Source organism: Enterobacter quasihormaechei (assembly GCF_004331385.1).
GTDB classification, from domain to species: Bacteria; Pseudomonadota; Gammaproteobacteria; order Enterobacterales; family Enterobacteriaceae; genus Enterobacter; species Enterobacter quasihormaechei.
Window position 1 is genome coordinate 133,309 of the sequence record NZ_SJON01000002.1, and the last position, 26,561, is coordinate 159,869.

23 protein-coding genes and 3 tRNA genes are annotated in these 26,561 nt (G+C 56.7%); 11 read left to right on the top strand and 15 right to left on the bottom strand.

What is annotated here, in order from left to right; translation table 11 throughout:
* Positions 1 to 14 precede the first annotated feature (14 nt).
* Positions 15 to 1,313: a 23S rRNA (uracil(1939)-C(5))-methyltransferase RlmD gene (gene rlmD, locus E0L16_RS03240; RefSeq protein ID WP_131636315.1), complete on the bottom strand. Its 1,299-nt coding sequence runs from the start codon at positions 1,311 to 1,313 to the stop codon at positions 15 to 17.
* A gap of 57 nt (positions 1,314 to 1,370) precedes the next feature.
* On the opposite strand from rlmD, the gene barA reads away from it, so the two are divergent.
* Positions 1,371 to 4,130 carry a two-component sensor histidine kinase BarA gene (gene barA / locus E0L16_RS03245; RefSeq protein WP_131636316.1) on the top strand — a complete coding sequence of 920 codons (2,760 nt, stop codon included), beginning with the start codon at positions 1,371 to 1,373 and terminating at the stop codon, positions 4,128 to 4,130.
* A 50-nt stretch (positions 4,131 to 4,180) separates the two neighbouring features.
* Here barA and E0L16_RS03250 read toward each other — a convergent pair whose 3' ends face one another.
* From E0L16_RS03250 to syd, 8 genes are all read right to left on the bottom strand, one after another.
* Positions 4,181 to 5,326, bottom strand: coding sequence for a glycerate kinase (locus E0L16_RS03250; RefSeq protein ID WP_063869331.1), 1,146 nt, complete (start codon positions 5,324 to 5,326; stop codon positions 4,181 to 4,183).
* Between the two features lie 77 nt (positions 5,327 to 5,403).
* Positions 5,404 to 6,741 carry a glucarate dehydratase gene (gene gudD / locus E0L16_RS03255; RefSeq protein WP_063869329.1) on the bottom strand — a complete coding sequence of 446 codons (1,338 nt, stop codon included), beginning with the start codon at positions 6,739 to 6,741 and terminating at the stop codon, positions 5,404 to 5,406.
* A gap of 15 nt (positions 6,742 to 6,756) precedes the next feature.
* On the bottom strand, positions 6,757 to 8,097 hold the full coding sequence (locus tag E0L16_RS03260) for an enolase C-terminal domain-like protein (RefSeq protein WP_131636453.1): 1,341 nt from the start codon (positions 8,095 to 8,097) through the stop codon (positions 6,757 to 6,759).
* Positions 8,097 to 9,452, bottom strand: coding sequence for a galactarate/glucarate/glycerate transporter GudP (gene gudP, locus E0L16_RS03265; protein WP_063451910.1), 1,356 nt, complete (start codon positions 9,450 to 9,452; stop codon positions 8,097 to 8,099). Before gudP ends, E0L16_RS03260 begins: the two co-directional genes overlap by 1 nt.
* 294 nt (positions 9,453 to 9,746) lie before the next feature.
* On the bottom strand, positions 9,747 to 10,196 hold the full coding sequence (locus E0L16_RS03275; RefSeq protein ID WP_063869327.1) for a flavodoxin: 450 nt from the start codon (positions 10,194 to 10,196) through the stop codon (positions 9,747 to 9,749).
* A gap of 15 nt (positions 10,197 to 10,211) precedes the next feature.
* Positions 10,212 to 10,997 carry a tRNA pseudouridine(65) synthase TruC gene (gene truC / locus E0L16_RS03280; protein WP_107533630.1) on the bottom strand — a complete coding sequence of 262 codons (786 nt, stop codon included), beginning with the start codon at positions 10,995 to 10,997 and terminating at the stop codon, positions 10,212 to 10,214.
* The gene (locus E0L16_RS03285) at positions 10,994 to 11,323 is read right to left on the bottom strand and encodes a YqcC family protein (RefSeq protein ID WP_063869323.1); all 330 of its coding nucleotides are present in this window, start codon (positions 11,321 to 11,323) and stop codon (positions 10,994 to 10,996) included. The genes truC and E0L16_RS03285 overlap by 4 nt, the downstream gene beginning before the upstream one ends.
* Positions 11,324 to 11,955: 632 nt before the next feature.
* Positions 11,956 to 12,501, bottom strand: a complete 546-nt coding sequence (syd, locus tag E0L16_RS03290) for a SecY-interacting protein (RefSeq protein WP_131636317.1) — start codon at positions 12,499 to 12,501, stop codon at positions 11,956 to 11,958.
* A 69-nt stretch (positions 12,502 to 12,570) separates the two neighbouring features.
* On the opposite strand from syd, the gene queF reads away from it, so the two are divergent.
* The 5 genes from queF (at position 12,571) to xni (ending at position 18,986) form a co-directional block, all read left to right on the top strand.
* Positions 12,571 to 13,413: an NADPH-dependent 7-cyano-7-deazaguanine reductase QueF gene (queF, locus tag E0L16_RS03295; RefSeq protein WP_107533633.1), complete on the top strand. Its 843-nt coding sequence runs from the start codon at positions 12,571 to 12,573 to the stop codon at positions 13,411 to 13,413.
* Positions 13,414 to 13,529: 116 nt separating this feature from the next.
* Positions 13,530 to 14,894: a nucleotide 5'-monophosphate nucleosidase PpnN gene (gene ppnN / locus E0L16_RS03300; RefSeq protein ID WP_131636318.1), complete on the top strand. Its 1,365-nt coding sequence runs from the start codon at positions 13,530 to 13,532 to the stop codon at positions 14,892 to 14,894.
* Between the two features lie 504 nt (positions 14,895 to 15,398).
* Positions 15,399 to 16,688 (top strand): HAAAP family serine/threonine permease SdaC, encoded by a 1,290-nt coding sequence (sdaC, locus tag E0L16_RS03305; RefSeq protein ID WP_063869315.1) that lies wholly within the window; start codon positions 15,399 to 15,401, stop codon positions 16,686 to 16,688.
* Between the two features lie 62 nt (positions 16,689 to 16,750).
* Positions 16,751 to 18,118 (top strand): L-serine ammonia-lyase, encoded by a 1,368-nt coding sequence (locus E0L16_RS03310; protein WP_131636319.1) that lies wholly within the window; start codon positions 16,751 to 16,753, stop codon positions 18,116 to 18,118.
* Positions 18,119 to 18,230: 112 nt separating this feature from the next.
* Positions 18,231 to 18,986, top strand: coding sequence for a flap endonuclease Xni (gene xni, locus E0L16_RS03315; RefSeq protein ID WP_107533636.1), 756 nt, complete (start codon positions 18,231 to 18,233; stop codon positions 18,984 to 18,986).
* Positions 18,987 to 19,042: 56 nt separating this feature from the next.
* On the opposite strand, the gene rlmM is transcribed toward xni, so the two are convergent.
* The 4 genes from rlmM to E0L16_RS03335 all read right to left on the bottom strand — a co-directional run bounded on the left by rlmM (position 19,043) and on the right by E0L16_RS03335 (position 22,065).
* A complete protein-coding gene (gene rlmM / locus E0L16_RS03320; protein ID WP_063451919.1) occupies positions 19,043 to 20,143 on the bottom strand; it encodes a 23S rRNA (cytidine(2498)-2'-O)-methyltransferase RlmM in 1,101 nt (366 codons plus the stop codon).
* The gene (locus tag E0L16_RS03325) at positions 20,136 to 20,531 is read right to left on the bottom strand and encodes a DUF423 domain-containing protein (protein ID WP_003862756.1); all 396 of its coding nucleotides are present in this window, start codon (positions 20,529 to 20,531) and stop codon (positions 20,136 to 20,138) included. Before E0L16_RS03325 ends, rlmM begins: the two co-directional genes overlap by 8 nt.
* A 39-nt stretch (positions 20,532 to 20,570) precedes the next feature.
* The gene (gcvA, locus tag E0L16_RS03330; protein ID WP_063869307.1) at positions 20,571 to 21,488 is read right to left on the bottom strand and encodes a glycine cleavage system transcriptional regulator GcvA; all 918 of its coding nucleotides are present in this window, start codon (positions 21,486 to 21,488) and stop codon (positions 20,571 to 20,573) included.
* 349 nt (positions 21,489 to 21,837) lie between these two features.
* The gene (locus E0L16_RS03335; RefSeq protein ID WP_015571738.1) at positions 21,838 to 22,065 is read right to left on the bottom strand and encodes a YgdI/YgdR family lipoprotein; all 228 of its coding nucleotides are present in this window, start codon (positions 22,063 to 22,065) and stop codon (positions 21,838 to 21,840) included.
* Positions 22,066 to 22,256: 191 nt separating this feature from the next.
* Here E0L16_RS03335 and csdA point away from each other — a divergent pair, with 191 nt between their 5' ends.
* Together csdA and csdE are read left to right on the top strand one after the other, a co-directional pair.
* Positions 22,257 to 23,462, top strand: coding sequence for a cysteine desulfurase CsdA (gene csdA / locus E0L16_RS03340; RefSeq protein WP_131636320.1), 1,206 nt, complete (start codon positions 22,257 to 22,259; stop codon positions 23,460 to 23,462).
* Positions 23,462 to 23,908: a cysteine desulfurase sulfur acceptor subunit CsdE gene (gene csdE / locus E0L16_RS03345; RefSeq protein WP_131636321.1), complete on the top strand. Its 447-nt coding sequence runs from the start codon at positions 23,462 to 23,464 to the stop codon at positions 23,906 to 23,908. Before csdA ends, csdE begins: the two co-directional genes overlap by 1 nt.
* Here csdE and tcdA read toward each other — a convergent pair.
* Both tcdA and mltA read right to left on the bottom strand, forming a co-directional pair.
* Entirely contained in the window at positions 23,899 to 24,705 is an 807-nt protein-coding gene (gene tcdA, locus E0L16_RS03350; protein WP_006811804.1) for a tRNA cyclic N6-threonylcarbamoyladenosine(37) synthase TcdA, read from the bottom strand. The two genes, csdE and tcdA, sit on opposite strands and share 10 nt — an antisense overlap.
* Positions 24,706 to 24,780: 75 nt before the next feature.
* The gene (gene mltA, locus E0L16_RS03355) at positions 24,781 to 25,878 is read right to left on the bottom strand and encodes a murein transglycosylase A (RefSeq protein WP_063451923.1); all 1,098 of its coding nucleotides are present in this window, start codon (positions 25,876 to 25,878) and stop codon (positions 24,781 to 24,783) included.
* 208 nt (positions 25,879 to 26,086) lie between these two features.
* Between mltA and E0L16_RS03360 the strand changes: the two genes are divergently transcribed.
* From E0L16_RS03360 to E0L16_RS03370, 3 genes are all read left to right on the top strand, one after another.
* Positions 26,087 to 26,163 (top strand) — tRNA-Met (locus E0L16_RS03360).
* A gap of 171 nt (positions 26,164 to 26,334) precedes the next feature.
* Positions 26,335 to 26,411: transfer RNA gene (locus E0L16_RS03365), tRNA-Met, on the top strand.
* Positions 26,412 to 26,455: 44 nt separating this feature from the next.
* Positions 26,456 to 26,532: transfer RNA gene (locus tag E0L16_RS03370), tRNA-Met, on the top strand.
* The last annotated feature ends 29 nt before the right edge of the window (positions 26,533 to 26,561 follow it).

Sequence of the window (26,561 nt, forward strand, 5' to 3'; positions counted from 1 at the left end):
ACAAGCCAAACTCATTAGATGTGCTCGAACAACACCATCGATTCCAGATGTCCAGTGTGCGGGAACATGTCCAGCATTGCCAGACGCCGAATCTGGTAACCCCCGCTCAATAATGCTTCACTGTCACGGGCGAGCGTCGCCGGATTACAGGAAACATAGACCACGCGTTCAGGCGCGAGTTTAATTATATGTTGCATCACGCCCGGCGCACCCGCGCGCGCCGGATCGAGCAGGATCTTATCAAAGCCCTGCTTAGCCCACGGTTGCCGCGTGACATCATCCTCAAGATTTTGATGAAAGAATGTCACATTTTGCAAGCCGTTCTGCCGGGCGTTCTCCTGGCCTTTCGCCACCAGCGCCTCAACGCCCTCCACGCCGACCACGCTTGCTGCTTTGCGGGCCAGCGGCAGGGTAAAGTTCCCCATACCGCAGAACAGATCGAGCACCCGATCGGTGGGCTGGACGTCAAGCCATGCCAGCGCATTTGCCACCATCTGCTGGTTTACGCCGTCGTTGACCTGGATAAAATCCCGTGGGCTGAACGTTAAGCGTAGTCCGTCTGACGCATACCAGGGCGCTTCTCCGCTGACCTGCTCAAGTATCTCGCTTTGCGGCGCAAGGAAAAGCGCAAGCTCATGAGAATGCGAAAAGCGTTCCAGTTTTTCGCGATCTTCCGGTGAGAGCGGTGCGGTGTGGCGCAACACCATCAGCGGGCCGCTGTTGGCCAGCACCAGTTCGACATGCCCCAGCGAACGCACCCCGTCCAGCGATGCAAGACAGTGGTGCACAGCCGGGAGCAGCGCCTCAAGTTGGGGCGCCAAAACAGGGCACTGCGTGATGGAGACGATATCGCTGGAGCCAGCCTTGCGAAAACCCATCTCCAGCCGTTCGGTTTTTGGCTGATAGCTGAGGCTCAGGCGAGCGCGGCGACGGTAGCCCCACGGCTGGTCAGCCACAATGTCACTGACGTCATGTTTTAGCAGGTGGGCCAGTGCGCTGCTTTTACTTTTTTGCTGTAATTCTGGGCTGGCATGCTGTTGCTGACAGCCACCGCAGACGCCAAAATGGGGGCAACGAGGCGTGACGCGTTCCGGGCTATCGTTAAGACGGCGCTTAACCTGGCCGCGTGCATACTGGCGTTTGTCTTCCGTCAGCGTAATGTCTGCGCGCTCTCCCGGCAGCAAACCGGTGATAAACAGCGTCTTGCCGTTATGACGCGCCACCCCCTGACCGAAAGGATCGAGGTCCGTGGCTTCAACAGTTATGATCTGACGCGTCGTCACGCGTCGTTTTGCAGAGTAGAATTGCGCCATCGCCGAGATTGTTCTCAAATAAACATAATTAGCCTGATTGTCCCATAACGGAACTCCATGACCAACTACAGCCTGCGCGCACGCATGATGATTTTGATCCTCGCTCCTACCGTTCTCATCGGTTTGCTGCTGAGCATTTTCTTTGTGGTGCATCGCTATAACGATTTGCAGAGGCAGCTTGAAGATGCCGGGGCCAGCATTATCGAACCGCTGGCCGTCTCCAGCGAGTACGGCATGAACCTGCAAAACCGCGAATCCATTGGTCAGTTAATCAGCGTGCTGCACCGCCGACATTCAGAGATCGTGCGCGCCATTTCCGTTTACGACGAACATAACCGCCTGTTCGTTACCTCGAATTTTCATCTGGATCCCACGTCGCTGAAAATCCCGGAAGGTACGCCCTTCCCGCGTCATCTCACGGTCCTGCGGCGCGGCGATATCATGATCCTGCGCACGCCGATTATCTCGGAAAGCTATTCACCCGATGAATCAGCCCAGTCGGATGCGAAGTCCAGCAATAATATGCTGGGATACGTGGCGCTGGAGCTGGATCTCAAGTCGGTGCGGCTCCAGCAGTACAAAGAAATATTCATTTCCGGCGTGATGATGCTGTTCTGTATCGGCATTGCGCTAATCTTCGGCTGGCGACTGATGCGCGACGTCACGGGGCCAATTCGCAACATGGTGAATACCGTTGACCGGATCCGTCGGGGTCAGCTCGACAGCCGCGTGGAAGGCTTTATGCTCGGCGAGCTGGATATGCTAAAAAACGGCATCAACTCGATGGCGATGTCGCTGGCGGCCTATCACGAAGAGATGCAGCACAACGTTGACCAGGCAACCTCCGACCTGCGCGAAACGCTGGAGCAGATGGAGATCCAGAACGTGGAGCTGGATCTGGCGAAAAAACGCGCGCAGGAGGCGGCTCGTATTAAGTCTGAATTCCTGGCGAACATGTCGCACGAGCTGCGAACGCCGCTGAACGGGGTGATCGGCTTCACCCGCCTGACGCTCAAAAGCGAGCTGAATCCAACCCAGCGCGATCACCTGCATACCATAGAACGATCGGCCAACAACCTGCTGACCATCATTAACGACGTGCTGGACTTCTCGAAGCTGGAAGCGGGCAAGCTGATTCTGGAGAGTATTCCGTTCCCGCTGCGCAGCACCCTGGATGACGTGGTCACGCTGCTTGCCCACTCCTCGCATGATAAGGGGCTGGAGCTGACGCTCAATATTAAAAACGACGTGCCGGATAACGTCATTGGCGACCCGCTCCGCCTGCAACAGGTCATCACCAATCTGGTGGGCAACGCGATCAAATTCACCGAGAGCGGCAACATTGACATTCTGGTCGAAAAACGGGCGCTCAGTAATAACAAGGTCCAGATTGAGGTGCAGATCCGGGATACCGGCATCGGCATTCCGGAGCGCGATCAGTCGCGTCTGTTCCAGGCGTTCCGCCAGGCCGATGCGAGCATTTCCCGTCGTCACGGCGGAACGGGCCTGGGGCTGGTGATCACCCAAAAGCTGGTGAAAGAGATGGGAGGCGATATCTCCTTCCACAGCCAGCCTAACCGGGGCTCGACCTTCTGGTTCCATATCAATCTCGACCTTAATCCGAACGTGCAGACCGACGGTCCGGTCACCGACTGCCTGAAAGGGATGCGTCTGGCCTATGTGGAACCGAATGCCGCCGCGGCGCAGTGTACGCTGGATGTGTTAAGCACTACGCCGCTGGAGGTGGTTTACAGCCCGACCTTCTCCGCGCTCGCGAACGATCATTACGATATCCTTTTGATGGGTATTCCGGTGACGTTTACCGGAGAGCTCACCATGCAGCAGGAACGCCTGGCGAAGGCGGCCTCAATGACGGACTACCTGCTGCTGGCTCTGCCGTGCCACGCCCAGCTTAATGCTGAAGAGCTGAAAAACGACGGGGCGGCGGCGTGTCTGCTGAAACCCCTCACCGCCACACGGCTGTTACCCGCGTTGACCGAATATTGCCGTCTGACGAATCAGCCCCTGCTGCTGGCGAACGACGAACGTAAGCTCCCGATGACGGTGATGGCTGTGGACGATAACCCGGCCAACCTGAAGCTGATTGGCGTGCTGCTTGAGGATCAGGTTCAGCACGTTGAGCTGTGTACCAGCGGCGCCGAAGCCGTAGAGCAGGCCAAACAGATGCAGTTTGACCTGATCCTGATGGACATTCAGATGCCGGGCATGGATGGCATCCGCGCCTGCGAGCTGATTCGCCAGCTTCCGCACCAGCAGCAGACGCCGGTGATTGCCGTGACGGCGCACGCGATGGCGGGACAAAAAGAGAAGCTGCTGGGTGCGGGCATGAACGATTATCTGGCGAAACCGATCGACGAAGAGAAGCTGCACAGCCTGCTGCTGCGCTACAAGCCGGGTCACATTGGCGGGACATACACCATTTCAGCTGAATCGCCGGAAATCAGCGTCAACCAGAATGCCACGTTTGACTGGCAACTGGCGCTGCGGCAGGCGGCGGGCAAAGCCGATCTGGCGCGCGATATGCTGCAAATGCTGGTGGACTTCCTGCCTGAGATTCGAAATAAGGTAGAAGAACAGCTGGTGGGTGAAAATCCTGAAGGGCTGCTGGAGGCTATCCATAAGCTACACGGCAGCTGCGGCTACAGCGGCGTGCCGCGGCTGAAAAATCTCTGCCAGCTGCTTGAACAGCAGCTCCGCGCGGGTACGCCGGAATCAGATCTTGAACCGGAATTTCTGGAGCTGCTGGACGAGATGGACAACGTGACGCGGGAAGCGATGAAGGTGTTGGGGAACTAAGACAATAGCCCGGTGGCGCTTCGCTTACCGGGCCTACAGGAGCACGATCGTTAACGCGAAATCCCCTGCCCCACCTTTATGACCGCCGCAATATTCCTTGCGGCCATCTGCACGTTCTGTTGCGCATTTTCCAGCGCGTCCTCCAGGGAACAGATGGTGTAAATCACGCTGAATACGGCATCCAGCCCATGCTCGTGCACCACGCCAACGTCCGCCGTCAGGCTGCCGGCAATGCCGATAACCGGTTTGTTGTAGCGTTTCGCGACTCTCGCTACGCCAACGGGCACTTTGCCGTGGATCGTCTGGCTGTCGATACGCCCTTCGCCCGTGATCACCAGATCGGCGTTCGCGACCTGTTCATCAAGATGCAGCGCATCGGTGACAATCTCAATGCCCTGACGAAGCTGCGCGCCGCAAAAAGCGTACAGCGCCGCCCCCATCCCGCCAGCCGCACCGCCGCCCGCCAGGTTTAAAACGTCGATATCCAGATCCCGGGCGATAATTTTTGCGAAATGCGCAAGCGCGTCGTCCAGCGTCCTGACCATTTCCGGCGTCGCCCCTTTCTGCGGACCGAATACCGCAGACGCGCCAGCCTCGCCGATCAGAGGGTTGGTCACATCGCAGGCCACTTCGATTCGGCAGGTTGCCAGCCGCTTGTCCAGCCCGCTGAGATCGATATGGGCAAGGCTAGCCAGTTCACCGCCGCCCGGCCCAACGTGCTGCGCTTTAGCATCCAGCAGTTTTACCCCCAGCGCCTGCACCATGCCCGCGCCACCGTCATTGGTCGCGCTGCCCCCAATGCCGATAATGATATGCTTAACGCCCGCGTCCAGGGCATGACGGATGAGTTCCCCGGTTCCCCACGAGGTGGTGATTAACGGGTTACGCTTTGCCGGAGCAACAAGCTCCAGGCCGCTCGCGGCCGCCATTTCGATAAACGCGCTTTTCCCGTCTCCGGATAAACCGAAAAACCCTTCCACGCGTTCACCCAAAGGCCCGGTAACGGGAACATGGACAAGGCGCCCCTGCGTGGCGGCCACCATGGCCTCCACCGTTCCTTCGCCACCATCTGCAACCGGTAATTTGACGTATTCCGCTGAGGGGAAAATTTCGCGAAAACCGACCTCTATCGCTGTCGCCACCTCAAGCGCGCTCAAGCTTTCCTTATACGAGTCCGGAGCGATAACAATTTTCATAAGCCATCCTTACGCATGTTAGTTACGTTAAGCATACACCACGTAAGGGACCGCTAATGGGAGCGGTCCCAATGCGCTTATCGTACCATGCACGGACGTTTATTGTCGAATGACCACTCAGGGATCAGGTACTGCATCGCCAGCGCATCATCACGTGCGCCCAGGCCGTGTTTCTGGTACAGCTCGTGCGCTTTCATGACCTGATCCATATCCAGCTCAACGCCCAGACCCGGCGTGGCGGGAACCTGCACCATGCCTCCCTTGATCTCAAACGGTCGTTTGGTCAGGCGCTGGTTGCCCTCCTGCCAGATCCAGTGGGTGTCGATGGCGGTAATGTTGCCCGGCGCGGCGGCGGCCACGTGGGTGAACATCGCCAGCGAAATGTCGAAATGGTTGTTGGAGTGCGAGCCCCAGGTCAGGCCAAACTCGTGGCACATCTGCGCCACGCGAACCGAGCCCTGCATCGTCCAGAAGTGCGGATCTGCCAGCGGAATATCCACCGATTGCAGCGAGAGCGTGTGCCCCATCTGGCGCCAGTCGGTTGCGATCATGTTCGTGGCGGTTGGCAGCCCGGTGGCGCGACGGAACTCCGCCATCACTTCACGTCCGGAGAACCCCTGCTCTGCACCGCACGGATCTTCCGCGTAGGCCAGCACGCCCTTGAGCTGCTTGCCAATGCCGATCGCTTCATCAAGAGACCAGGCGCCGTTCGGATCCAGCGTGACGCGCGCCTGCGGGAAACGCTTCGCCAGCGCGGTAATCGCCTCTGCCTCTTGTTCACCGGCCAGCACGCCGCCCTTCAGCTTGAAGTCGTTGAAGCCATATTTTTCATACGCCGCTTCCGCCAGGCGCACCACCGCGTCCGGCGTCATCGCCTCATCGTGGCGCACGCGATACCAGTCGCATTTTTCGTCCGGCTGGCTCTGGTACGGCAGCGGGGTGAGGTTGCGGTTGCCGATAAAGAACAGGTAACCGAGCATTTCCACTTCGCTGCGCTGCTGGCCGTCCCCCAGCAGGGAGGCAACGTTGACGCCCAGATGCTGGCCTAAGAGATCCAGCATCGCGGCTTCAATGCCTGTGACCACGTGGATAGTGGTGCGAAGATCAAACGTTTGCAGGCCACGGCCACCCGCATCGCGATCGGCAAAAGTGTTACGCACGCTGGTCAACACATTTTTGTACTCGCCCAGCGCTTTACCCACCACCAGCGGAATGGCGTCCTCCAGCGTTTTACGGATCTTCTCCCCGCCCGGGATTTCACCCACACCGGTGTGTCCTGAGTTGTCCTTGATCACCACGATATTGCGGGTGAAGAACGGCGCGTGAGCGCCGCTCAGGTTCATCAACATGCTGTCATGTCCCGCGACGGGGATAATCTGCATGGAGGTGACTACAGGGGTAGAAAATGTGCTCATCGTTCGATCCTTTTTTCAGTGACGTCCAAAAACAGGGCGCTTACGGTCAAATGTCCAGCCGGGGATAAGGTACTGCATCGGGCCCGCGTCATTGCGCGCGCCGCCCGGCAATTTTTTATACGCTTCATGCGCCTTGTGGATCTGATCCCAGTCAAGCTCCACGCCCAGCCCCGGCGCATCCGGTACGGCAATGGTGCCGTTTTTGATTTCAAGTGGATTTTTGGTCAGGCGCGCTTCGCCCTCCTGCCAGATCCAGTGGGTGTCGATGGCGGTCGGGTTGCCCGGCGCCGCCGCGCCAACGTGGGTAAACATCGCCAGCGAAATGTCGAAATGGTTATTGGAGTGGCAGCCCCAGGTAAGCCCCCAGTCATCGCACAGCTGCGCCACGCGCACCGCGCCGGAAAGGGTCCAGAAGTGCGGGTCTGCCAGCGGAATGTCCACCGCATTCAGCATCACCGCGTGCCCCATTTCGCGCCAGTTGGTGGCGATCATGTTGGTTGCGACCGGCAGTCCGGTGGCGCGGCGGAACTCCGCCATCACCTCGCGGCCAGAGAAGCCCTGCTCCGCGCCGCACGGATCTTCCGCGTAGGTCAGCACGTCGCCCAGCCCTTTGCACAGCGCGATAGCTTCATCGAGCAGCCATGCGCCGTTCGGATCGACGGTGATGCGCGCCTCCGGGAAGCGTTTTTTCAACGCCCGTACGCTGTCAATCTCCTGCTCGCCCGGCAGGACGCCGCCTTTTAGCTTGAAGTCTTTGAAGCCGTAGCGATCCTGCGCCGCCTCTGCCAGGCGTACCACCGCCTCGGCGTTGAGCGCTTCCTGATGACGCAGGTGATACCACTCGTGGCTGCCTGGGGAGCGATCCAGATACGGCAGATCGGTTTTAGTCCGGTCGCCAATGTAGAACAGATAGCCCAGCACCGTTACCGCATCACGCTGTTTGCCAGGCCCCAGCAGCTCGCAGACGGGCACGTTCAGCACCTTGCCCAGTAAATCAAGGAGAGCCGCCTCCAGCGCCGCCACCGCGTTAACCCGCAGTTCAAATGTCCAGGCGCCTTTACCGAAGGTATCAAAATCCGCCGACTGGTTGCCCTTATGCACGCGCTGGACCACCTTGTTCAGGCGGGCGACCTCCTGCCCAACCACCTGCGGGATGGCGTCGACCAGCGTCTGGTAAATCACCTCTCCGCCGGGCGCTTCCCCGACGCCGGTATTTCCTGCACTGTCGGTCAGCACCACGATGTTGCGGGTAAACCAGGCGTTATGCGCGCCGCCAATGTTGAGCAGCATGCTGTCCTGCCCCGCCACCGGGATGACCTTCATCTCCGTTACGATAGGGCTTGATTGCGTTGTCATCATCCGCGCTCCCCAACAGGTTTCAGTTCGATACGTTTGATATCGCCCACCAGCACCAGATAACTGAGTACCGCCACCAGCGCATGGACGCCAACATAAATCAGCGCGCCGTTAAACGAGCCGGTGGTGCCGACGATGTACCCGATAGCGATTGGGGTGACAATGCCGGAAATGTTGCCAAACATGTTGAACAGACCGCCGCTCAGGCCGCTGATCTCTTTCGGCGCGGTGTCTGCCATTACAGCCCAGCCCAGCGCGCCAATGCCCTTACCGAAGAAGGCCATCGCCATAAAGCCGATGATCATCCACTCCGCGCTGACGTAGTTACAGAACACCATGGTCATGGAGAGCAGCATCCCGAGCACGATGGGCGTTTTACGCGCAATGTTCAGCGAACCGGTACGACGCATCAGCCAGTCGGAAATAACCCCGCCGAGGACCCCGCCCACAAAGCCACAGATGGCCGGTACGGAGGCGACAAACCCCGCCTTCAGAATCGACATGCCGCGCGCCTGCACCAGGTAAACCGGGAACCAGGTGATGAAGAAGTAGGTTAAGGCGTTAATGCAGTACTGGCCGAGATAGATGCCGATCATCATACGTGAGCCGACGAGCTGCTTGATCTGCGCCCATTTCTGGCTGAACGGGACCTTAGCCTTTTGGGTTTTCTGATCCATGTTGATCAGCGCCCCGCCTTCCGCAATATAGTCCAGCTCTTTCTTGTTCACGCCCGGGTGCTGGTTTGGTTCGTGGATCACCTTCAGCCAGATGAAGCTGATGACGATCCCCAGCCCGCCCATGAAGAAGAAGACGTGTGACCAGCCCACTTCATGCGTCAGCCAGCCCATGATGGGCGCGAAAATGACCGTTGCAAAGTATTGCGCCGAGTTAAAAATGGCTACCGCCGTTCCCCTCTCCTGCGCCGGGAACCAGGCGGCCACGATGCGGCTGTTACCGGGGAAAGACGGCGCTTCCGCTAAGCCCACCAGGAAGCGGAGGGTAAAGAGCGCAATGATGATGCCGAAGCCGCTGAAGATATCCACGAAGCCCTGCAACAGGGTGAACATCGACCAGATAAAGATGGACCAGAAGTAGACCCGTTTTGAGCCGAAGCGGTCAAGCAGCCAGCCGCCAGGGATTTGGCCGATAACGTAGGCCCATGAAAATGCGGAGAAAACATAACCCATACCAACCGGATCGAGCCCGATGTCTTTTGCCATCTCAGAGCCGGCAATGGACAACGTGGCGCGGTCGCCGTAGTTGAAAGACGTGACGATAAACAGCATCACCACTATCCAGTAGCGAGCGTTGGTGCGCTTCTCAGCGCTGCTCGCCGCGTGGCTTAATGTACTCATTGTTGCACTCCTGAAACATAGCTTTCGCCTGGTTCATTCTGTACAGCACCTGTAGGGTAATCAGAATGAGAGATTGGTGTTTGGTTTTGGTACGGCATCAAGCCGTTTTATAGTGACGAGAAAAGTATATGAAGGAGTGATGCGTTCTCTCACCGTGCAGGAACACAACATTGAAGCATGCAGGGAACGTGGTTTGGGGCATAAGCCCAAAGTGATGGAAGATACTTCACGGAATTGAGGATTTGGTGCGGCTTCGTTGCCGGGTGGCGGTTACGCCTTACCCGGCCTACGAAACTATTTAAGAAGCGTTGCCCAGTGTTCAACCCACGGGTTCGACACGCTTTCCGGTTCAGGGTGCTCACCGGCGTCGATCAGCAGCATCTCGCCGACGCGCTGCGCGCTCTGTTCCTGCAACAGCGCATCGAACTGCTTGCCGCCGCCGCAGAAGTTTGCATACGAGCTGTCACCCAGCGCGATGATGCCGTAATGTACGTCCGGCTGGTAGCCAAGCCGATCTTTAATCCCCTGGAAAAGCGGCATGATGCTGTCCGGCAAATCGCCCTGCCCCGTGGTCGAGGTCACGATAAGAATGTATTTATCGGCGTACTTTTCCCAGTCAGCCAGCTCCGGATCTTCATAGACCGTGGCTTTATGGCCCTGATTGACGAGGATTGCTTCCGCTTCCTCCGCCACCAGCAGCGAGTTGCCGTACATCGTGCCGACAAAAATACCTACTTCAGCCATGCTTTGCTCCCGTCATTATTGCGCTTGCTGTTCATCCTGAACGTTGCCTGCGGCAAACTCAACCCTTTCATTTTCGGGGAGTTGTCCCAGCCAGCCAAACTGTGACAGCGCCTGCATCCAGACCTCATCCAGCCCCGCACGAATAGTCAGCGGTTCGCCGGTAAACGGATGCGTCAGGCGCAGCTCGCTGGCGTGCAGCATCAGCCGGTTACAGCCAAAATGCTCTGCCGCACTGCGGTTCTGGCGCAGATCGCCGTGCTTGCTGTCGCCGATAATCGGGTGGCGCAGGTGCGCAAGGTGGCGGCGAAGCTGGTGCTTGCGCCCGGTTTTGGGCAAAAGCTCAACCAGCCCGTAGCGCGTGGTAGGAAATTTGCTGGTCGCCACCGGCAGTTCTGTGGTCGCCATACCGCGATACTCCGTCACCGCAGGCTGCGGGCCTTTATCCTCGCGGGCAAATTTATCGGCGATTTTATCCAGTTCCTCCACCAGCGGATAATCCAGCGTGGCGGAATCCGTCAGCCAGCCGCGCACAATGGCGTGGTAGCGCTTCTGGATCTGGTGCTGTTCAAACTGCTGCGACAGCAGACGCCCGGCCTCGCTGGAAAGTCCCATCAGCAGAACGCCAGAGGTTGGCCGATCCAGACGATGGGCAGTGAAGACGTGCTGACCAATTTGATCGCGCACGGTTTGCATCACCACCACTTTCTCATCGCGATCGAGCCAGCTTCTGTGTACCAGCCAGCCGGACGGTTTATTCACCGCCACCAGCCACTCATCCTGATACAGGATCTCAAGCGTCATGCATCGTCACCGGCGAAAAGCGTATCCAGCTTTTCCAGCTCAACCAGCATAACGTCGCGCGCGGGGTGGGTTGCCTCCAGCGCCATTTCGTAATAGGGAGAGACGGCAAACGCCTGGGGCAAGGCGTGTCCTCCTTCCAGCAGCGCGTGCATGCGCGGAATTAATACCCACTGGAGCCATTCAAACGGGGACAGCGTATCCAGACAAAACGGTTGGGTGCTGGCGAACGCTTCTGGCTGCGGCGCATTGTCCTGCCACAGCTGATGCTGGCGCATAAGGGCTTCGATGGCGTGCAATTGCGCACGAACGCTATCGTGATGCGTCATAGTAACCTCAACTGAAAAACGGAATGGCGCGAAGCATAGCATTGCGGAAGACAGAAATAAAAAAAGGGAGCACTGTAAAAACAGTGCTCCCGGTTCGTTTCGCAGCATTCCAGCTACAATACGTGCTCCCTGCTCATCCGTGACAACTTTTCCTGATGCCCGAAGGCCTGGTCATCCCTTTACCTTTTGCTTCCTGCTCACATCGTCCTGATGTGTAGGTTTCATCCTGAAACGTCCTGGCCATCCTGACCCACCGACCATCCTGACCGGCTCTCGTTCTCCTTCCTGGAGGTGTCCCTTACGCATCCTGCGTGATCCACTTTGCTTCATCCTGAAGCCTTCCTGCGGCGTCGTCCTGACGTGTCCCTGATAAGAAACGCCATCATCCTGATGTTCGTTTCTTGCGTCGGCATCCTGTCGACAGAGATAGAATCCGCTATTCTGCGTCGTCTTACAACCCACCTTGAGTGCAGTGTAAGCCAGGCGAAACGGGCGTTATCGATTAAGAAAATCGCTAACCTGTTGAAAGAAAAGTTAATATTAATCTTAAATCCATAAGACAATGCTAATTGTTTCGGCGATGTCTCACAGAGCGTGTAAGAGATCTCTCACACGCCCAGTAGCATCATGGATTACAGAAGCGGCTCAAGGCGGGTGAGGAAATCCGCAAGTGAAGGCGCGAGAACGTCGCGATTGCGGGTGCCGAGCGTCTCTTTAATCACCTCGCCAGAGAGGTTGCAGACAGAAATGACGTCCAGTTCACTGTCGAGCGTCGCAATAAAGAGAGTCGGAGAGAGCTTAAGGCGTTTTTGCGTGACCAGGTGACCAATGAGGTTTTCCTGAACGCGCTGAAGATCGTCTTCGCTCCAGGTTTGCAGCAGCGTCAGCGGCTGTCGTGCAAAGCATGCCGTCATATCCCCGGCAAACTGCGCGGTATAAAACGCATGAAGCGCAGGTTGTACCACAATGTCCATGGCGCGTTCAACCGCATTTACGTTCTGCTCGCCCGCGAACGGTTTCGGTTGCCAGAGTACGTAATCATCCTGCGAAGCGATAATGCACGGTGACGGCACGCCATATAATTCAGTGCTTTGCGGCCACGTCCCCCGCTTTTCATGCCAGGCATCGCAATAGCGGGTCGTGAAGCTCGTCAGGGCATTTGCAGTTTCGATATCCACCGATTTCTCTCTTCTTGTAAGACAGGATAAACTCAGCCCCTAAGTGTACCTGTAAAGTGGCTATGAAACATGTCTTACGAAAATCATCAGGCGTTAACGGGCTTAACGCTGGGTAAATCGACCGATTACCGCGACACCTACGACGCAAGCCTGCTTCAGGGCGTGCCGCGCAGCCTGAACCGCGATCCGCTTGGCCTTCACGCCGATGCGCTGCCGTTTGTTGGCGGCGATATCTGGACGCTGTATGAACTCTCCTGGCTGAACGCGCGCGGGCTGCCGCAGGTGGCCGTGGGCCACGTTGAGCTGGACTACGCCAGCGTGAACCTGGTCGAGTCCAAAAGCTTTAAGCTCTATCTCAACAGCTTCAACCAGACCCGATTCAACAGCTGGGACGAGGTTCAGCAAACGCTGGAGCGGGATTTAGCCGCCTGCGCGCAGGGGAACGTATCCGTCTCGTTATACCGTCTGCACGAGCTGGAAGGACAGCCCATTGCCCATTTCCACGGCACCTGCATCGACGACCAGGATATTGAGATAGAGAGCTACGAATTTAGCGCCGACTACCTCGAAAACGCGGCGAGCGGAAAGCGTGTGGACGAGACGCTGGTCAGCCACCTTCTCAAATCCAACTGCCTCATTACCCACCAGCCGGACTGGGGCTCCGTTCAGATTCAGTATCGCGGCCCGAAAATTGACCGGGAAAAGCTGCTGCGTTACCTGGTGTCGTTCCGCCACCACAACGAATTCCACGAGCAGTGCGTGGAACGCATCTTCAATGACATCCAGCGTTTCTGCCAGCCTGAAAAGCTGAGCGTTTATGCCCGCTATACCCGTCGTGGGGGTCTGGATATCAACCCGTGGCGCACCAATACCGATTTTGTGCCTGCCACCGGACGGCTGGTACGCCAGTAAGATAAATATTTTCACAATATGCGGGCGGTATTCCGCCCGAAGTGTTGTGAAACGTCATAAGCCAGGGCTATTGTAATCAACAGGGAAAGACGATAATCGTCCCATAAGGAGCTCACTTGATTACACATATTAGCCCGCTTGGCTCTATGGATATGTTGTCGCAGCTGGAAGTGGACATGCTTAAACGCACCGCCAGTAGCGACCTTTATCAACTGTTTCGTAACTGTTCACTTGCCGTACTGAACTCCGGAAGCCTGACCGACAACAGTAAAGAGCTGCTGTCCCGCTTCGAAAGTTTTGATATCAACGTGCTGCGCCGCGAGCGCGGCGTGAAGCTGGAAGTGATCAACCCGCCGGAGGACGCTTTTGTCGACGGGCGTATTATTCGCTCACTTCAGGCCAACCTGTTTGCCGTGCTGCGCGATATTCTGTTTGTTAACGGACAGATCAGCAACGCCGGTCGTTTCCAGCATCTTGATCTGGAAAGCTCCGTTCATATCACCAACCTGGTCTTTTCCATTCTGCGTAACGCCCGTGCCCTGCACGTGGGCGAGGCGCCGAACATGGTCGTCTGCTGGGGCGGTCACTCCATTAACGAAACCGAATACCTGTACGCCCGCCGCGTAGGGACTCAGCTCGGCCTGCGCGAGCTGAACATCTGTACCGGCTGCGGTCCTGGCGCGATGGAAGCGCCGATGAAAGGCGCGGCAGTAGGACACGCGCAGCAACGCTATAAAGATGGTCGCTTTATCGGCATGACCGAGCCGTCGATCATCGCCGCTGAGCCGCCTAACCCGCTGGTTAACGAACTGATTATTATGCCGGATATCGAAAAGCGTCTTGAGGCGTTTGTCCGTATCGCGCACGGCATCATCATCTTCCCGGGCGGCGTAGGCACGGCGGAAGAGCTGCTTTATCTGCTGGGGATCCTGATGAACCCGGCCAACAAAGACCAGGTTCTGCCGCTGATCCTGACCGGCCCGAAAGAGAGCGCCGACTACTTCCGCGTGCTGGACGAGTTTATCGTGCATACGCTGGGTGAAGACGCGCGCCGTCACTACCGCATCATCATTGACGATGCCGCAGAAGTGGCCCGCCAGATGAAAAAAGCGATGCCGCTGGTGAAAGAGAGCCGTCGTGATACCGGGGATGCCTACAGCTTTAACTGGTCCATTCGTATCGCACCGGATCTCCAGATCCCCTTCGAGCCGTCGCATGAGAACATGGCGAACCTGAAACTCTATCCGGATCAGCCGGTGGAAGTGCTGGCTGCCGACCTGCGTCGCGCCTTCTCCGGCATTGTGGCGGGGAACGTGAAAGAGGTGGGGATCCGCGCGATTGAAGAGTTCGGGCCGTATAAGATCCACGGTGACCCGGAGATGATGCGCCGTATGGATGACATGTTGCAGGGCTTTGTCGCCCAGCACCGCATGAAGCTTCCAGGCTCCGCCTATATTCCGTGTTACGAAATCATCAAGTAAAGCGTCATTTCCTTCCACTCAAGCCGGATCGTCATCCGGCTTTTTTATTAGTGATGCAATTCATAGCGCTCTTAAATGTTATTAGCAAATCTGACGCCCACGCAAACGATTACCTGGTTTCTGAAACCGTAAATAATCAGCCTTAATCAAAATTACCCGCCAGAAAATACTAAAATCCCATTTCTTTACAGCGAAAGACACCTATCTCGCGGGCCAGCCTTTTCTAAAACATGTTGTTAATGGTAGCCTTCGCGCCCGTAAATTCTCTTTGATGTTTTTTTAACAGATAATTGGTCTAAAGATGCCCACATCATAAGTGGATTATTGCATTTGGGATCGCGATCACTGATAGATTCATAACTAGAATGTATCTTTCCGCCCGCCAATAGTTACGGGCAAAAATTATTAAAAAACCGTCACTGAACGAATTTCATATTACCGTCAGGCACTTTTTCATCGGATTTGACTAAAAACCTGACAATTTGCTTCCTCCAGGAGATACAGATGGAAACCACTCAAACCAGCACCGTTGCTTCGATTGATTCCCGAAGCGGTTGGCGCAAAACGGATACCATGTGGATGCTTGGCCTTTACGGCACGGCAATCGGCGCTGGTGTACTGTTCCTTCCTATCAACGCGGGCGTCGGCGGTCTGATCCCGCTGATCATTATGGCAATCATCGCTTTCCCGATGACCTTCTTTGCACACCGCGGCCTGACCCGCTTCGTGCTGTCCGGTAAAAACCCGGGCGAAGACATCACTGAAGTCGTTGAAGAACACTTCGGCGTCGGCGCAGGTAAGCTGATTACCCTGCTCTACTTCTTCGCGATTTACCCGATTCTGCTGGTTTATAGCGTCGCTATCACCAACACCGTTGAAAGCTTTATGATGCATCAGCTTCAGATGACCCCGCCGCCGCGCGCGATCCTCTCCCTGATCCTGATCGTCGGTATGATGACCATCGTGCGCTTCGGCGAGCAGATGATTGTGAAAGCAATGAGCGTGCTGGTATTCCCGTTTGTTGCGGCCCTGATGGTGCTGGCGCTGTACCTGATCCCTCAGTGGAACGGTGCTGCCCTGGAAACCCTGTCTCTGAGCAGCGCATCCGCGACCGGTAACGGCCTGCTGCTGACCCTGTGGCTGGCAATCCCGGTAATGGTGTTCTCCTTCAACCACTCACCCATCATCTCCTCCTTCGCGGTAGCGAAGCGTGAAGAGTACGGCGACGGCGCAGAGAAGAAGTGCTCCAGCATCCTGGCTCGCGCGCACATCATGATGGTACTGACCGTAATGTTCTTCGTGTTCAGCTGCGTGCTGAGCCTCTCCCCGGCGGATCTGGCGGCGGCGAAAGAGCAGAACATCTCTATTCTGTCTTACCTGGCAAACCACTTTAACGCACCGCTGATTGCGTGGATGGCACCGATTATCGCGATTATCGCCATCACCAAATCCTTCCTGGGCCACTACCTGGGCGCACGTGAAGGCTTCAACGGTATGGTGATTAAATCTCTGCGCGGTAAGGGCAAGAGCATTGAAATCAACCGTCTGAACAAAATCACCGCGCTGTTCATGCTGGTGACCACCTGGGCGGTAGCCACCCTGAACCCAAGCATTCTGGGCATGATTGAAACCCTGGGCGGCCCGATTATCGCGATGATCCTGTTCCTGATGCCGATGTACGCGATTCAGAAAGTGCCTGCGATGCGCAAATACAGCGGCCATATCAGCAACGTCTTCGTTGTTGTGATGGGTCTGATTGCCATCTCCGCTATTTTCTACTCGCTGTTCAGCTAATACCTCCTGCGCCGTCTGCGGACGGCGCACTCCTCCCCTCTGACTGAAGCAATGGACGCATCATGATTAGCGTATTCGATATCTTCAAAATCGGTATTGGTCCTTCCAGCTCTCACACCGTCGGACCAATGAAAGCCGGTAAACAATTCACGGATGACTTGATTGCACGCGGCATTTTGCACGACATCACCCGCGTGGTTGTCGATGTATACGGTTCCCTTTCCCTGACCGGTAAAGGCCACCATACCGATATCGCCATTATCATGGGCCTGGCGGGTAACCTGCCGGATACCGTTGATATTGACTCCATTCCTGGCTTTATCCAGGACGTGAACACCCACGGTCGTTTGCTGCTGGCCAACGGCGAGCATGAGGTTGAATTCCCGGTTGACCATTGCATGAATTTCCATGCGGATAACCTGTCGCTGCACGAAAACGGCATGCGCATTACCGCGCTGGTCGGCGATAAAGCGGTTTACAGCCAGACGTATTACTCCATCGGCGGCGGGTTTATCGTCGACGAAGACCATTTTGGTCAAACCAACGGTTCCGCCGTTGAGGTGCCGTACCCGTACAAAAACGCGGCCGATTTACAGCGTCACTGCCAGGAGACGGGGCTCTCTCTCTCCGGCCTGATGATGAAAAACGAGCTGGCCCTGCACAGCAAAGCGGAGCTGGAACAGCACTTCGCTAACGTCTGGGAGGTGATGCGCAGCGGTATTGAGCGCGGGATCACCACCGAAGGCGTGCTGCCGGGTAAACTGCGCGTTCCGCGTCGTGCGGCTGCGCTGCGCCGCATGCTGGTCAGCACCGACAAAACCACCACCGACCCGATGGCCGTCGTCGACTGGATCAACATGTTCGCGCTGGCGGTGAACGAAGAGAACGCTGCGGGTGGCCGCGTGGTGACCGCGCCAACCAACGGCGCGTGCGGTATCGTTCCGGCGGTACTGGCGTATTACGACAAGTTTATCCGCGAAGTGAACGCAAACTCACTGGCGCGCTATATGCTGGTTGCCAGTGCGATTGGCTCTCTGTACAAGATGAACGCCTCCATTTCCGGTGCGGAAGTGGGCTGTCAGGGTGAAGTGGGCGTAGCCTGTTCTATGGCGGCGGCGGGTCTGGCTGAACTGCTGGGCGCAAGCCCTGCGCAGGTCTGTATTGCTGCGGAAATCGGCATGGAGCACAACCTGGGACTGACCTGCGACCCGGTCGGCGGACAGGTACAGGTACCGTGCATCGAGCGTAACGCCATTGCCTCCGTGAAGGCGGTGAACGCGGCACGTATGGCGCTGCGCCGCACCAGCGAACCGCGCGTCTGTCTCGATAAGGTTATCGAAACCATGTACGAAACCGGTAAAGACATGAACGCCAAATACCGCGAAACCTCCCGCGGTGGCCTGGCGATGAAGATCGTCACCTGCGATTAAGCCGGTCAGGAAGCCTCGTTTTGCGAGGCTTCTTCCTGTTTTCCCTCAAGCTATTCGTTTCCCCCTGCCGACAGTGATACCCTTTATCCATTAGCTTTAAGGGAGAATATCTGTGGCTGTTCATTTACTTATCGTCGACGCGCTCAACCTGATTCGCCGGATCCATGCGGTACAGGGCACACCCTGCAAGGACACCTGCCTGCACGCGCTGGAGCAGCTTATTCGCCACAGCGAGCCGACGCACGTCGTGGCCGTGTTTGACGACGAAGCGCGCAACAGCGGCTGGCGACATCAGCGTCTCCCTGACTACAAGGCCGGACGCGCGCCGATGCCGGACGATCTGCACGCCGAAATGCCCGTTATTCGCGCCGCCTTTGAACAGCGCGGCGTTCCCTGCTGGGGCGCGCATGGCAACGAGGCTGACGATCTGGCCGCAACGCTGGCGGTGAAAGTCGCGAGTGCCGGGCATCAGGCGACCATCGTTTCAACCGACAAAGGCTACTGCCAGCTGCTCTCTCCCACGATCCGCATCCGCGACTATTTCCAGAAACGCTGGCTGGACGCACCCTTTATTGCCGGGGAGTTTGGCGTCTCGCCGGAACAGCTGCCTGACTACTGGGGGCTGGCGGGAATTAGCAGCTCCAAAGTACCGGGCGTCGCCGGCATTGGACCAAAAAGTGCCGCACAGCTGCTGACGGAGTTTCAAAACCTGGAAGGCATTTACGCCCGGCTGGATGAGGTGCCGGAAAAGTGGCGCAAGAAGCTGGAGGCACACAAAGAGATGGCGTTTATCTGCCGCGAGGTGGCGACGCTACAGACGGATTTACAGCTGGACGGGAATTTACAGCAGTTAAGGTTAGAGCGTTAAAACGATTCACGGTTTTGTAGGCCCGGTAAGCGTAGCGCCACCGGGCATTACAGACGTTATCGCTCGTCGCGACGCCCGCCTACGGCCGCCCACCAGCGACGAATGTGCACCGTCACTTCTTCACGATCGTGATACAGCTGTCGTGCCTGGATTTCCGCGTTAATGCCATGTTCGTCCAGCTGCTGCTGAATATAGGCCAGGTTCTGCGACACCTCTTCGTAGCGCTTTTTCATCGGCAGCTTTAGGTTGAAAATCGTCTCACGACACCAGCCGTTTACCAGCCAGGAGGCCATCAGCGCCGCGACTTTCGCCGGTTTTTCTACCATGTCGCACACCATCCAGGAGATGTTGTTGCGGTTCGGGCGATAGCGGAAACCGTCCTCGCGCAGCCAGGTGACCTGCCCGGTATCCATCAGGCTTTGCGCCATTGGGCCGTTATCCACCGAGGACACCCACATGTTGCGTTTCACCAGCTGATAGGTCCAGCCGCCAGGGCACGCCCCGAGATCGACCGCATACATGCCGTTTGCCAGGCGTTCGTCCCACTCGTCGGCCGGGATAAAGACGTGGAACGCCTCTTCCAGCTTCAGGGTTGAACGGCTCGGCGCGTCCGCCGGGAAGCGCAGACGCGGGATCCCCATAAAGAACGGCGAGTTGTTGGTGGTATACGAGTAGCCTGCGTAGCAACACCCTGGCGCAATAAAGAAGATATGCACGACCGGACGCTTTGGCGTTTCGTAGTTTGTCAGCACACCCGCATCGCGCAGCGCCGCGCGCAGCGGCACGGTGAACTTGCGGCAGAACTTCATAAGCTCTTTGCTTTCGTTGGTGTCGGCCACTTCCACGCGTAAATCGCCGCCCTTCTCCACCACGCCTTGTAACATGCCCACAATCGGCGTGATGCGATCGTCCGGTGGGAGATCTTTCAGCAGTTCGCCCGCGACAAACATCTGGCGGGCAAAAATCAGCGAGCTGAACGGCAGCTCGCGCGCCAGCTTGTCGGCATCATCAGGCTGATAGCATTCAAATACCACATAGCCCGCGTTCTCTTTAACGCGAGCAAATCCGAAGACTTCACGCTTCCCCGCTTTATCGGTGATTTCCGCGGCGCACTCTTTCTCAAACCCCGGGCGACAATATAAAACAACCTTATTCATGAACAACGCCCTTGCGTTTCAGACGGATAGCTCCGATAAACATTAATACCCACCCCGCCAGGAAGCTGACGCCGCCGACAGGTGTAACAAACGCCCACAGGCGTAAATGCGACAGCGCCAGGCAGTAGAGGCTGCCGCTGAACAGTACGGTACCCAGCGCCAGAAAGACGCTGCTCCAGTAGAACCAGATGCTGATGCGGCGTTGCATCGCCACCGCCAGCCCAAATATTGCCAGCGTGTGGAACGCCTGATATTCAAGGCCGGTCTGGATCCAGCCCATCTCCACAACGCCCAGAGATTTGCTTAACACATGCGCGCCAAACGCGCCCAGAGCTACAAAAATAAAGCCACTTACTGCGGCGAAAATCAGCATGAATCGGCTGGTCATGTTTAAGTCCTGAATTAATGCGTGCCCGGCACACAAACGTTATTGTTCATACCTGAAGCGGAATTTTTCTTGCTCGCTTGCCGCTTTCGCCAGTATCCACTGCCGGAAAGCGGCTATTTTACCCAGTTCTGCCTGACTGTCATGACAAACCAGATAAAATGCATTCTTGCTGACCAGAACATCGTTAAACGGGCAAACCAGACGGCCTGCCTCAATTTCGGACTGCGCCATCACGTTGTTTGCCAACGCCACGCCCTGCCCGTGAATGGCAGCCTGTAGCACCATCGCGCTGTGGCTAAAAATAGGCCCCTGCTGCACGTTTATATGATTAAGACCTAACTGACGGGTATAAGTTTGCCAGTCGCGACGCGACGCATCGTGCAAAAGCGTATGTTTCGCCAGATCGGCGGGCGTTTTGAGCGCCTTGTCCCCCGTCAGCAGCAGCGGCGAACAGACCGGCAGCAGATATTCTGCGTATAATTTCTCTACACGCAAGCCCGGCCAGTTGCCGCGACCGTAAAAAATCGCCACGTCCACATCATCTGCCAGCTTGTCTTCCTGACGGTCAACGGCCTGGATTCGGACATCGATTCCCGGATAAGTTGAGTTAAAGCTTGAGAGTCGAGGCACCAGCCATTGAATGGCAAAACTGGGCAATAAACTGACCGTCAGGGCACCTTTTGCGCTTCGGGCCTGAAGCTTGCGGGTGGCTTCCGTCAGCTGGGAAAAAATCTCTTTAATATCCTGAAAATAGCTCTGCCCCTCTTCGGTCAACAGCAAGGAACGGTTGCGGCGACGGAACAGCTTAAGCCCCAGAAAATCCTCCAGAGACTTGATTTGATGACTTACTGCGGCCTGTGTCACAAAAAGCTCATCGGCTGCGCGGGTGAAGCTGAGGTGGCGTGCTGCTGCATCAAAAACACGTAATGCATTAAGGGGTGGCAATCGCTTGGACATGGTTATCTGGCTTAGATGTTAACGAGATTTAACATATAGGAAACAACGTTTAACCTATTAGTTTTTTTTATCTGAGCCATTATAATTTGTCCGTTGAGGAACTACCAGCAAATACCTATAGTGGCGGCACTTCCTGAGCCGGAACGAAAAGTTTTTTTGGAATGCGTGTTCTGAAGGGCTTTTGGCTTACGGTTGTGATGTTGTGTTGTTGTGTTTGCAATTGGTCTGCGATTCAGACCACGGTAGCAACGCTACCAATTTTTCACTTCCTGTACATTTACCCTGTCTGTCCATAGTGATTAATGTAGCACCGCCAACTTGCGGTGCTTTTTTTTCGCTTATCTCGCTATTAATGCTCGATTTCTTTCATCTCTTTCACGTCACTGCGGTTGATCTGCTGTTTGTTCCCGTTAGCATCTTTGTATGAAATCATCCCGGTATCATTATCGGTTGTCGGTTTCCCTTCAGAGACGATAGATCGACCATCGTTGGTATGCATGACATAGTTATTACCAGAACAGGCGCTCAGGGCAAAGGTCAACGCACAGGCAGAAATGATTGCAGCTGTCTTTTTCATGATTATCTCCTTTAGCAATTAATGCTATTCAAACCTCGATTTATAACAGGCTAAAACATCCGCCTAACACTATTTAGCATAACCTGCTTTTTCAGACTCGCCAGGATAAGCAGACAAATCTGATAGATATCAACTTCCTTGCCCTGTTGATAAATTTGCGCGACGATCGAAGAATCGATATGAGGAATTCCATGAATGCTTTCAGTCCTGCGCAGTTTCGCGCACAGTTTCCCGCGCTGGCCGATGCCGGTATTTATCTTGATAGCGCCGCCACGGCCCTTAAGCCGCAGGCGGTGATTGAGGCAACCCACCAGTTTTACAGCCTGAGCGCCGGGAACGTGCACCGCAGCCAGTATGCCGAAGCGCAGCGCCTGACGGCGCAATACGAAGCCGCACGGGATCAGGTCGCGCGCCTGATCAATGCCGACAGCGGTAAGAGCATCGTCTGGACGCGCGGTACCACCGAGGCCATTAACATGGTGGCGCAATGCTACGCGCGTCCGTTGTTGCAGGCCGGAGATGAAATCATCGTCAGCGAGGCAGAGCACCACGCCAACCTGGTGCCGTGGCTGATGGTGGCTGAACAAACCGGGGCGCGCGTTGTAAAGCTCCCGCTGGGTGCAGACCTTCTGCCGGACGTGGCGCGTCTGCCGGAGCTGATAACGCCGCGAAGCCGTATTCTGGCGCTGGGGCAGATGTCCAACGTCACCGGCGGCTGCCCGGATCTGGCGCGCGCCATTAAAATTGCCCATGCCAGCGGCGTGGTGGTGATGGTCGACGGCGCGCAGGGAGTGGTGCATTTCCCGGCTGACGTTCAGGCGCTGGATATCGATTTCTATGCGTTCTCCGGGCACAAGCTGTACGGGCCAACCGGTATCGGCGCGCTGTACGGCAAACCTGAACTGCTGGCCCGGATGACGCCGTGGCTCGGCGGCGGCAAGATGATTACCGAAGTGACCTTCGACGGCTTTAAAACTCAGGATGTACCTTACCGCCTGGAAGCCGGTACGCCGAACGTGGCCGGGGTTATCGGCCTGAGCGCGGCGCTCGAATGGCTCACAGAAACGGACGTGGTTCAGGCTGAAAGCTGGAGCCGGGGCCTGGCGACGCTGGCGGAAGAAGAGCTTAAAAAACGCCCGGGGTTTCGCTCGTTCCGCGTACAGGACTCCAGCCTGCTCGCCTTTGACTTCGCGGGCGTACACCATAGCGACATGGTGACGCTGCTTGCCGGGTACGGCATTGCGCTGCGTGCCGGACAGCACTGCGCCCAGCCGCTGCTGGCAGCCATGGGCGTGAGCGGCACCCTGCGCGCCTCGTTTGCACCGTACAACACAAAAAGCGACGTCTACGCGCTGGTTTCCGCCGTCGACCGCGCCCTGGAATTACTGGTGGATTAATGACACATTCAGCCTTAGCCGGGCACCCGTTCGGCACCGTTATCACTGAAGAGACGTTGAAACAGACCTTCGCCCCGCTCACGCAGTGGGAGGATAAATACCGTCAGCTGATCCTGCTGGGTAAACAGCTGCCCACCCTGTCAGACGATCTGAAGTCACAGGCGAAGGAGATCGCTGGCTGCGAGAACCGCGTCTGGCTTGGGTTTAGCGTATCCGGTGAGAAGCTGCATTTCTTCGGCGACAGCGAGGGACGCATCGTTCGCGGCCTGCTGGCGGTGCTGCTGACCGCCGTCGAAGGGAAACGCGCCGCAGATCTGCTGGCGCATTCTCCGCTGGCGCTGTTTGATGAGCTGGGACTTCGCGCGCAGCTTAGCGCCTCGCGCGGTCAGGGGTTGATCGCGCTCAACGACGCGGTGCTGGCTGCCGCACGTCAGGCTCAGGCCTGACGTTCTGCCTTCGCCATCATTTTCTTCAGGGCGTGAGAGACCGCCACAAAGCCGAAGGAGGCGGTCACCATGGTGGCCGCACCAAACCCAGAGGCGCAGTCCATCCGCTTTGGCCCTTCCGCCGTGCTTTTCATCGCACAGACCGAACCATCCGCCTGCGGATAAACCAGCGCTTCGGTGGAGAATACGCAGTCCACGCCCAGCTTGCCTTTGCTGTTCTTCACCACGTTGAAGTCGCTTTTTAGGCGCTCGCGCAGCTTAGCGGCCAGCGGATCCTGAATGGTTTTCGCCAGATCCGCCACCTGGATCTGAGTCGGATCGATTTGTCCGCCCGCCCCGCCGGTGGTCACCAGCGGCACCTTATAGCGACGGCAGTAGGCGATCAGCGCCGCTTTCGGGCGCACGCTGTCGATGGCGTCAATGACGTAGCTGTAGCCTTTGCTCATGTACTCCGCGACGTTATCTGCCGTCACAAAGTCGTCAATCACCGTTACGCGGCACTCCGGGTTGATCAGACGAATACGCTCCGCCATCACCTCAGACTTCGCCAGACCGACGTTATCACGCAGGGCGTGGATCTGACGGTTAGTGTTGGTGACGCAGACGTCATCCATATCAATCAACGTAATTGCGCCAATGCCGGTTCTGGCCAGCGCTTCTGCCGCCCACGAACCCACCCCCCCAATGCCCACCACGCAGACATGCGCATCCGCGAACAGTTGCAGGGCTTTTTCACCATATAACCGTGCCGTGCCGCCGAAACGCTGGCGCCAGGCATCGCTGATTACCACAGACATAAAACCTCAGATGTAAAAAGGGTGAGGTATTCCTCACCCTGAACCGTAATCCGTCTTGCGCTCAGAATACCACAATCAGCCGCTGAATACGTTTCCGGTACCCGGCGCAGTCTTCAGCACCCACACGCGTCCGTAGTGGTTATACCAGCCTGCACGGTGCCCGGCATCCGGGCCGATGCCCTGGTAAATATCGAAGTGCTGGCCTTTGATCGCCCCGCCCACGTCCAGCGCCACCATCAGGCGCAGCTCATACTTGCCGTTGAACTTGCCGTTATTGTCGAGGAGAGGCACTTCCGCCAGCAGCGTGGTGCCCGCCGGGATAATCGAACGATCCGAGGCCACCGAGGCGCGGCCAATCAGCGGTACGGCGCTCGCCCCTTTCACCGGCGCAAAGTTTTGCGGCTTGAAGAAAACAAACGATGGGTTCTGCTCAAGCAGTTCACGCACTTCCGCTTCGCTGTGCTTTTCGCCCCACTCGCGGATCGCCTGCATCGACATGTCTTCTCGTTTTACTTCACCACGGTCGATAAGCACCTTACCGATGCTGCGGTAGGCATGGCCGTTTTTCCCGGCGTAGCTAAAGAAGTTCAGCGGCGAACCGTCGCCAAAATCAATATAACCGCTGCCCTGCACGTCCATGATGAAGTTATCCATCAGCGAGTTGCTGTAGGCCAGCACGTAATTTTCGCTAAGCGCGCCGGCGTAGATCTCGGCGCGAGACGGCAGACGACCGCGTTTTGGCGGCATACGGTAAATCGGATACTGGAATTCGCCCTGACGCGTGTGTCGCGCCTGGACAACTGGCGTGTAGTAGCCGGTAAACTGGACGTTACCGTAGTTATCCGCCCCTTCCATCTGCCAGGCATCAATACCAAACTGGCGCATATTGCGCGTATCACCGCCCGCCTTCAGCCAGTCCTGCACGGCACTATAAACGTTGTTCTGTGCGCCATACAGGCGCGGCGACGCTTTGCGGATCTGGTACACCTGCTCGGAGAAATCCCCGGCATTGATTGGAGCACCCACGGCATCGGGCTGGTTAACTAAAGAGAAAGGCTGGGATAACTTCCCGTCTTTATACTGTTGACCGCGATCGGTCGGTTTGGAAGAGCAGGCCGCAAGAATCGCTACCATTGCGCCTGTCATCAGATACTTCGCCCAACGTCCTTTCATTATATCTCGTCTTTTAGTTGCCCATTTCCGCGTGATGAAGATAACAAACCCACCGTATGAATGAAATGCAATCGCCTTCCCTTTGGCAAATTCTGGACAAAAAATAGTCCAAAGTGGCTATTCCCGTTCATTTTGCATACAAAATAATGAATTATGCGAAAAAGGGGTTGCATCACAAACCTATCCGAGTATAGTGCGCTTCCACGGACGCGGGGTGGAGCAGCCTGGTAGCTCGTCGGGCTCATAACCCGAAGGTCGTCGGTTCAAATCCGGCCCCCGCAACCAATTAAAATTTGATGAAGTATCTTCTACGACTGTAGAAGTTTTTGCGAAGTAGTTCGAATCACAGCAAGGCGACGACGCAGTGAATCCTTAGGAACTTACTCCAGTAAGTGACTGAGGTGAACGAGGAAAGTCAACGCAGATGTGGTTTGAAATACGAAGCAAAAAGACGGACGCGGGGTGGAGCAGCCTGGTAGCTCGTCGGGCTCATAACCCGAAGGTCGTCGGTTCAAATCCGGCCCCCGCAACCAATCAAATTTGAAGAAGTAAGTTTCTACAAGTGTAGAAAGACGGACGCGGGGTGGAGCAGCCTGGTAGCTCGTCGGGCTCATAACCCGAAGGTCGTCGGTTCAAATCCGGCCCCCGCAACCAACACTTCTAAAACAATAAACACCCTTAAG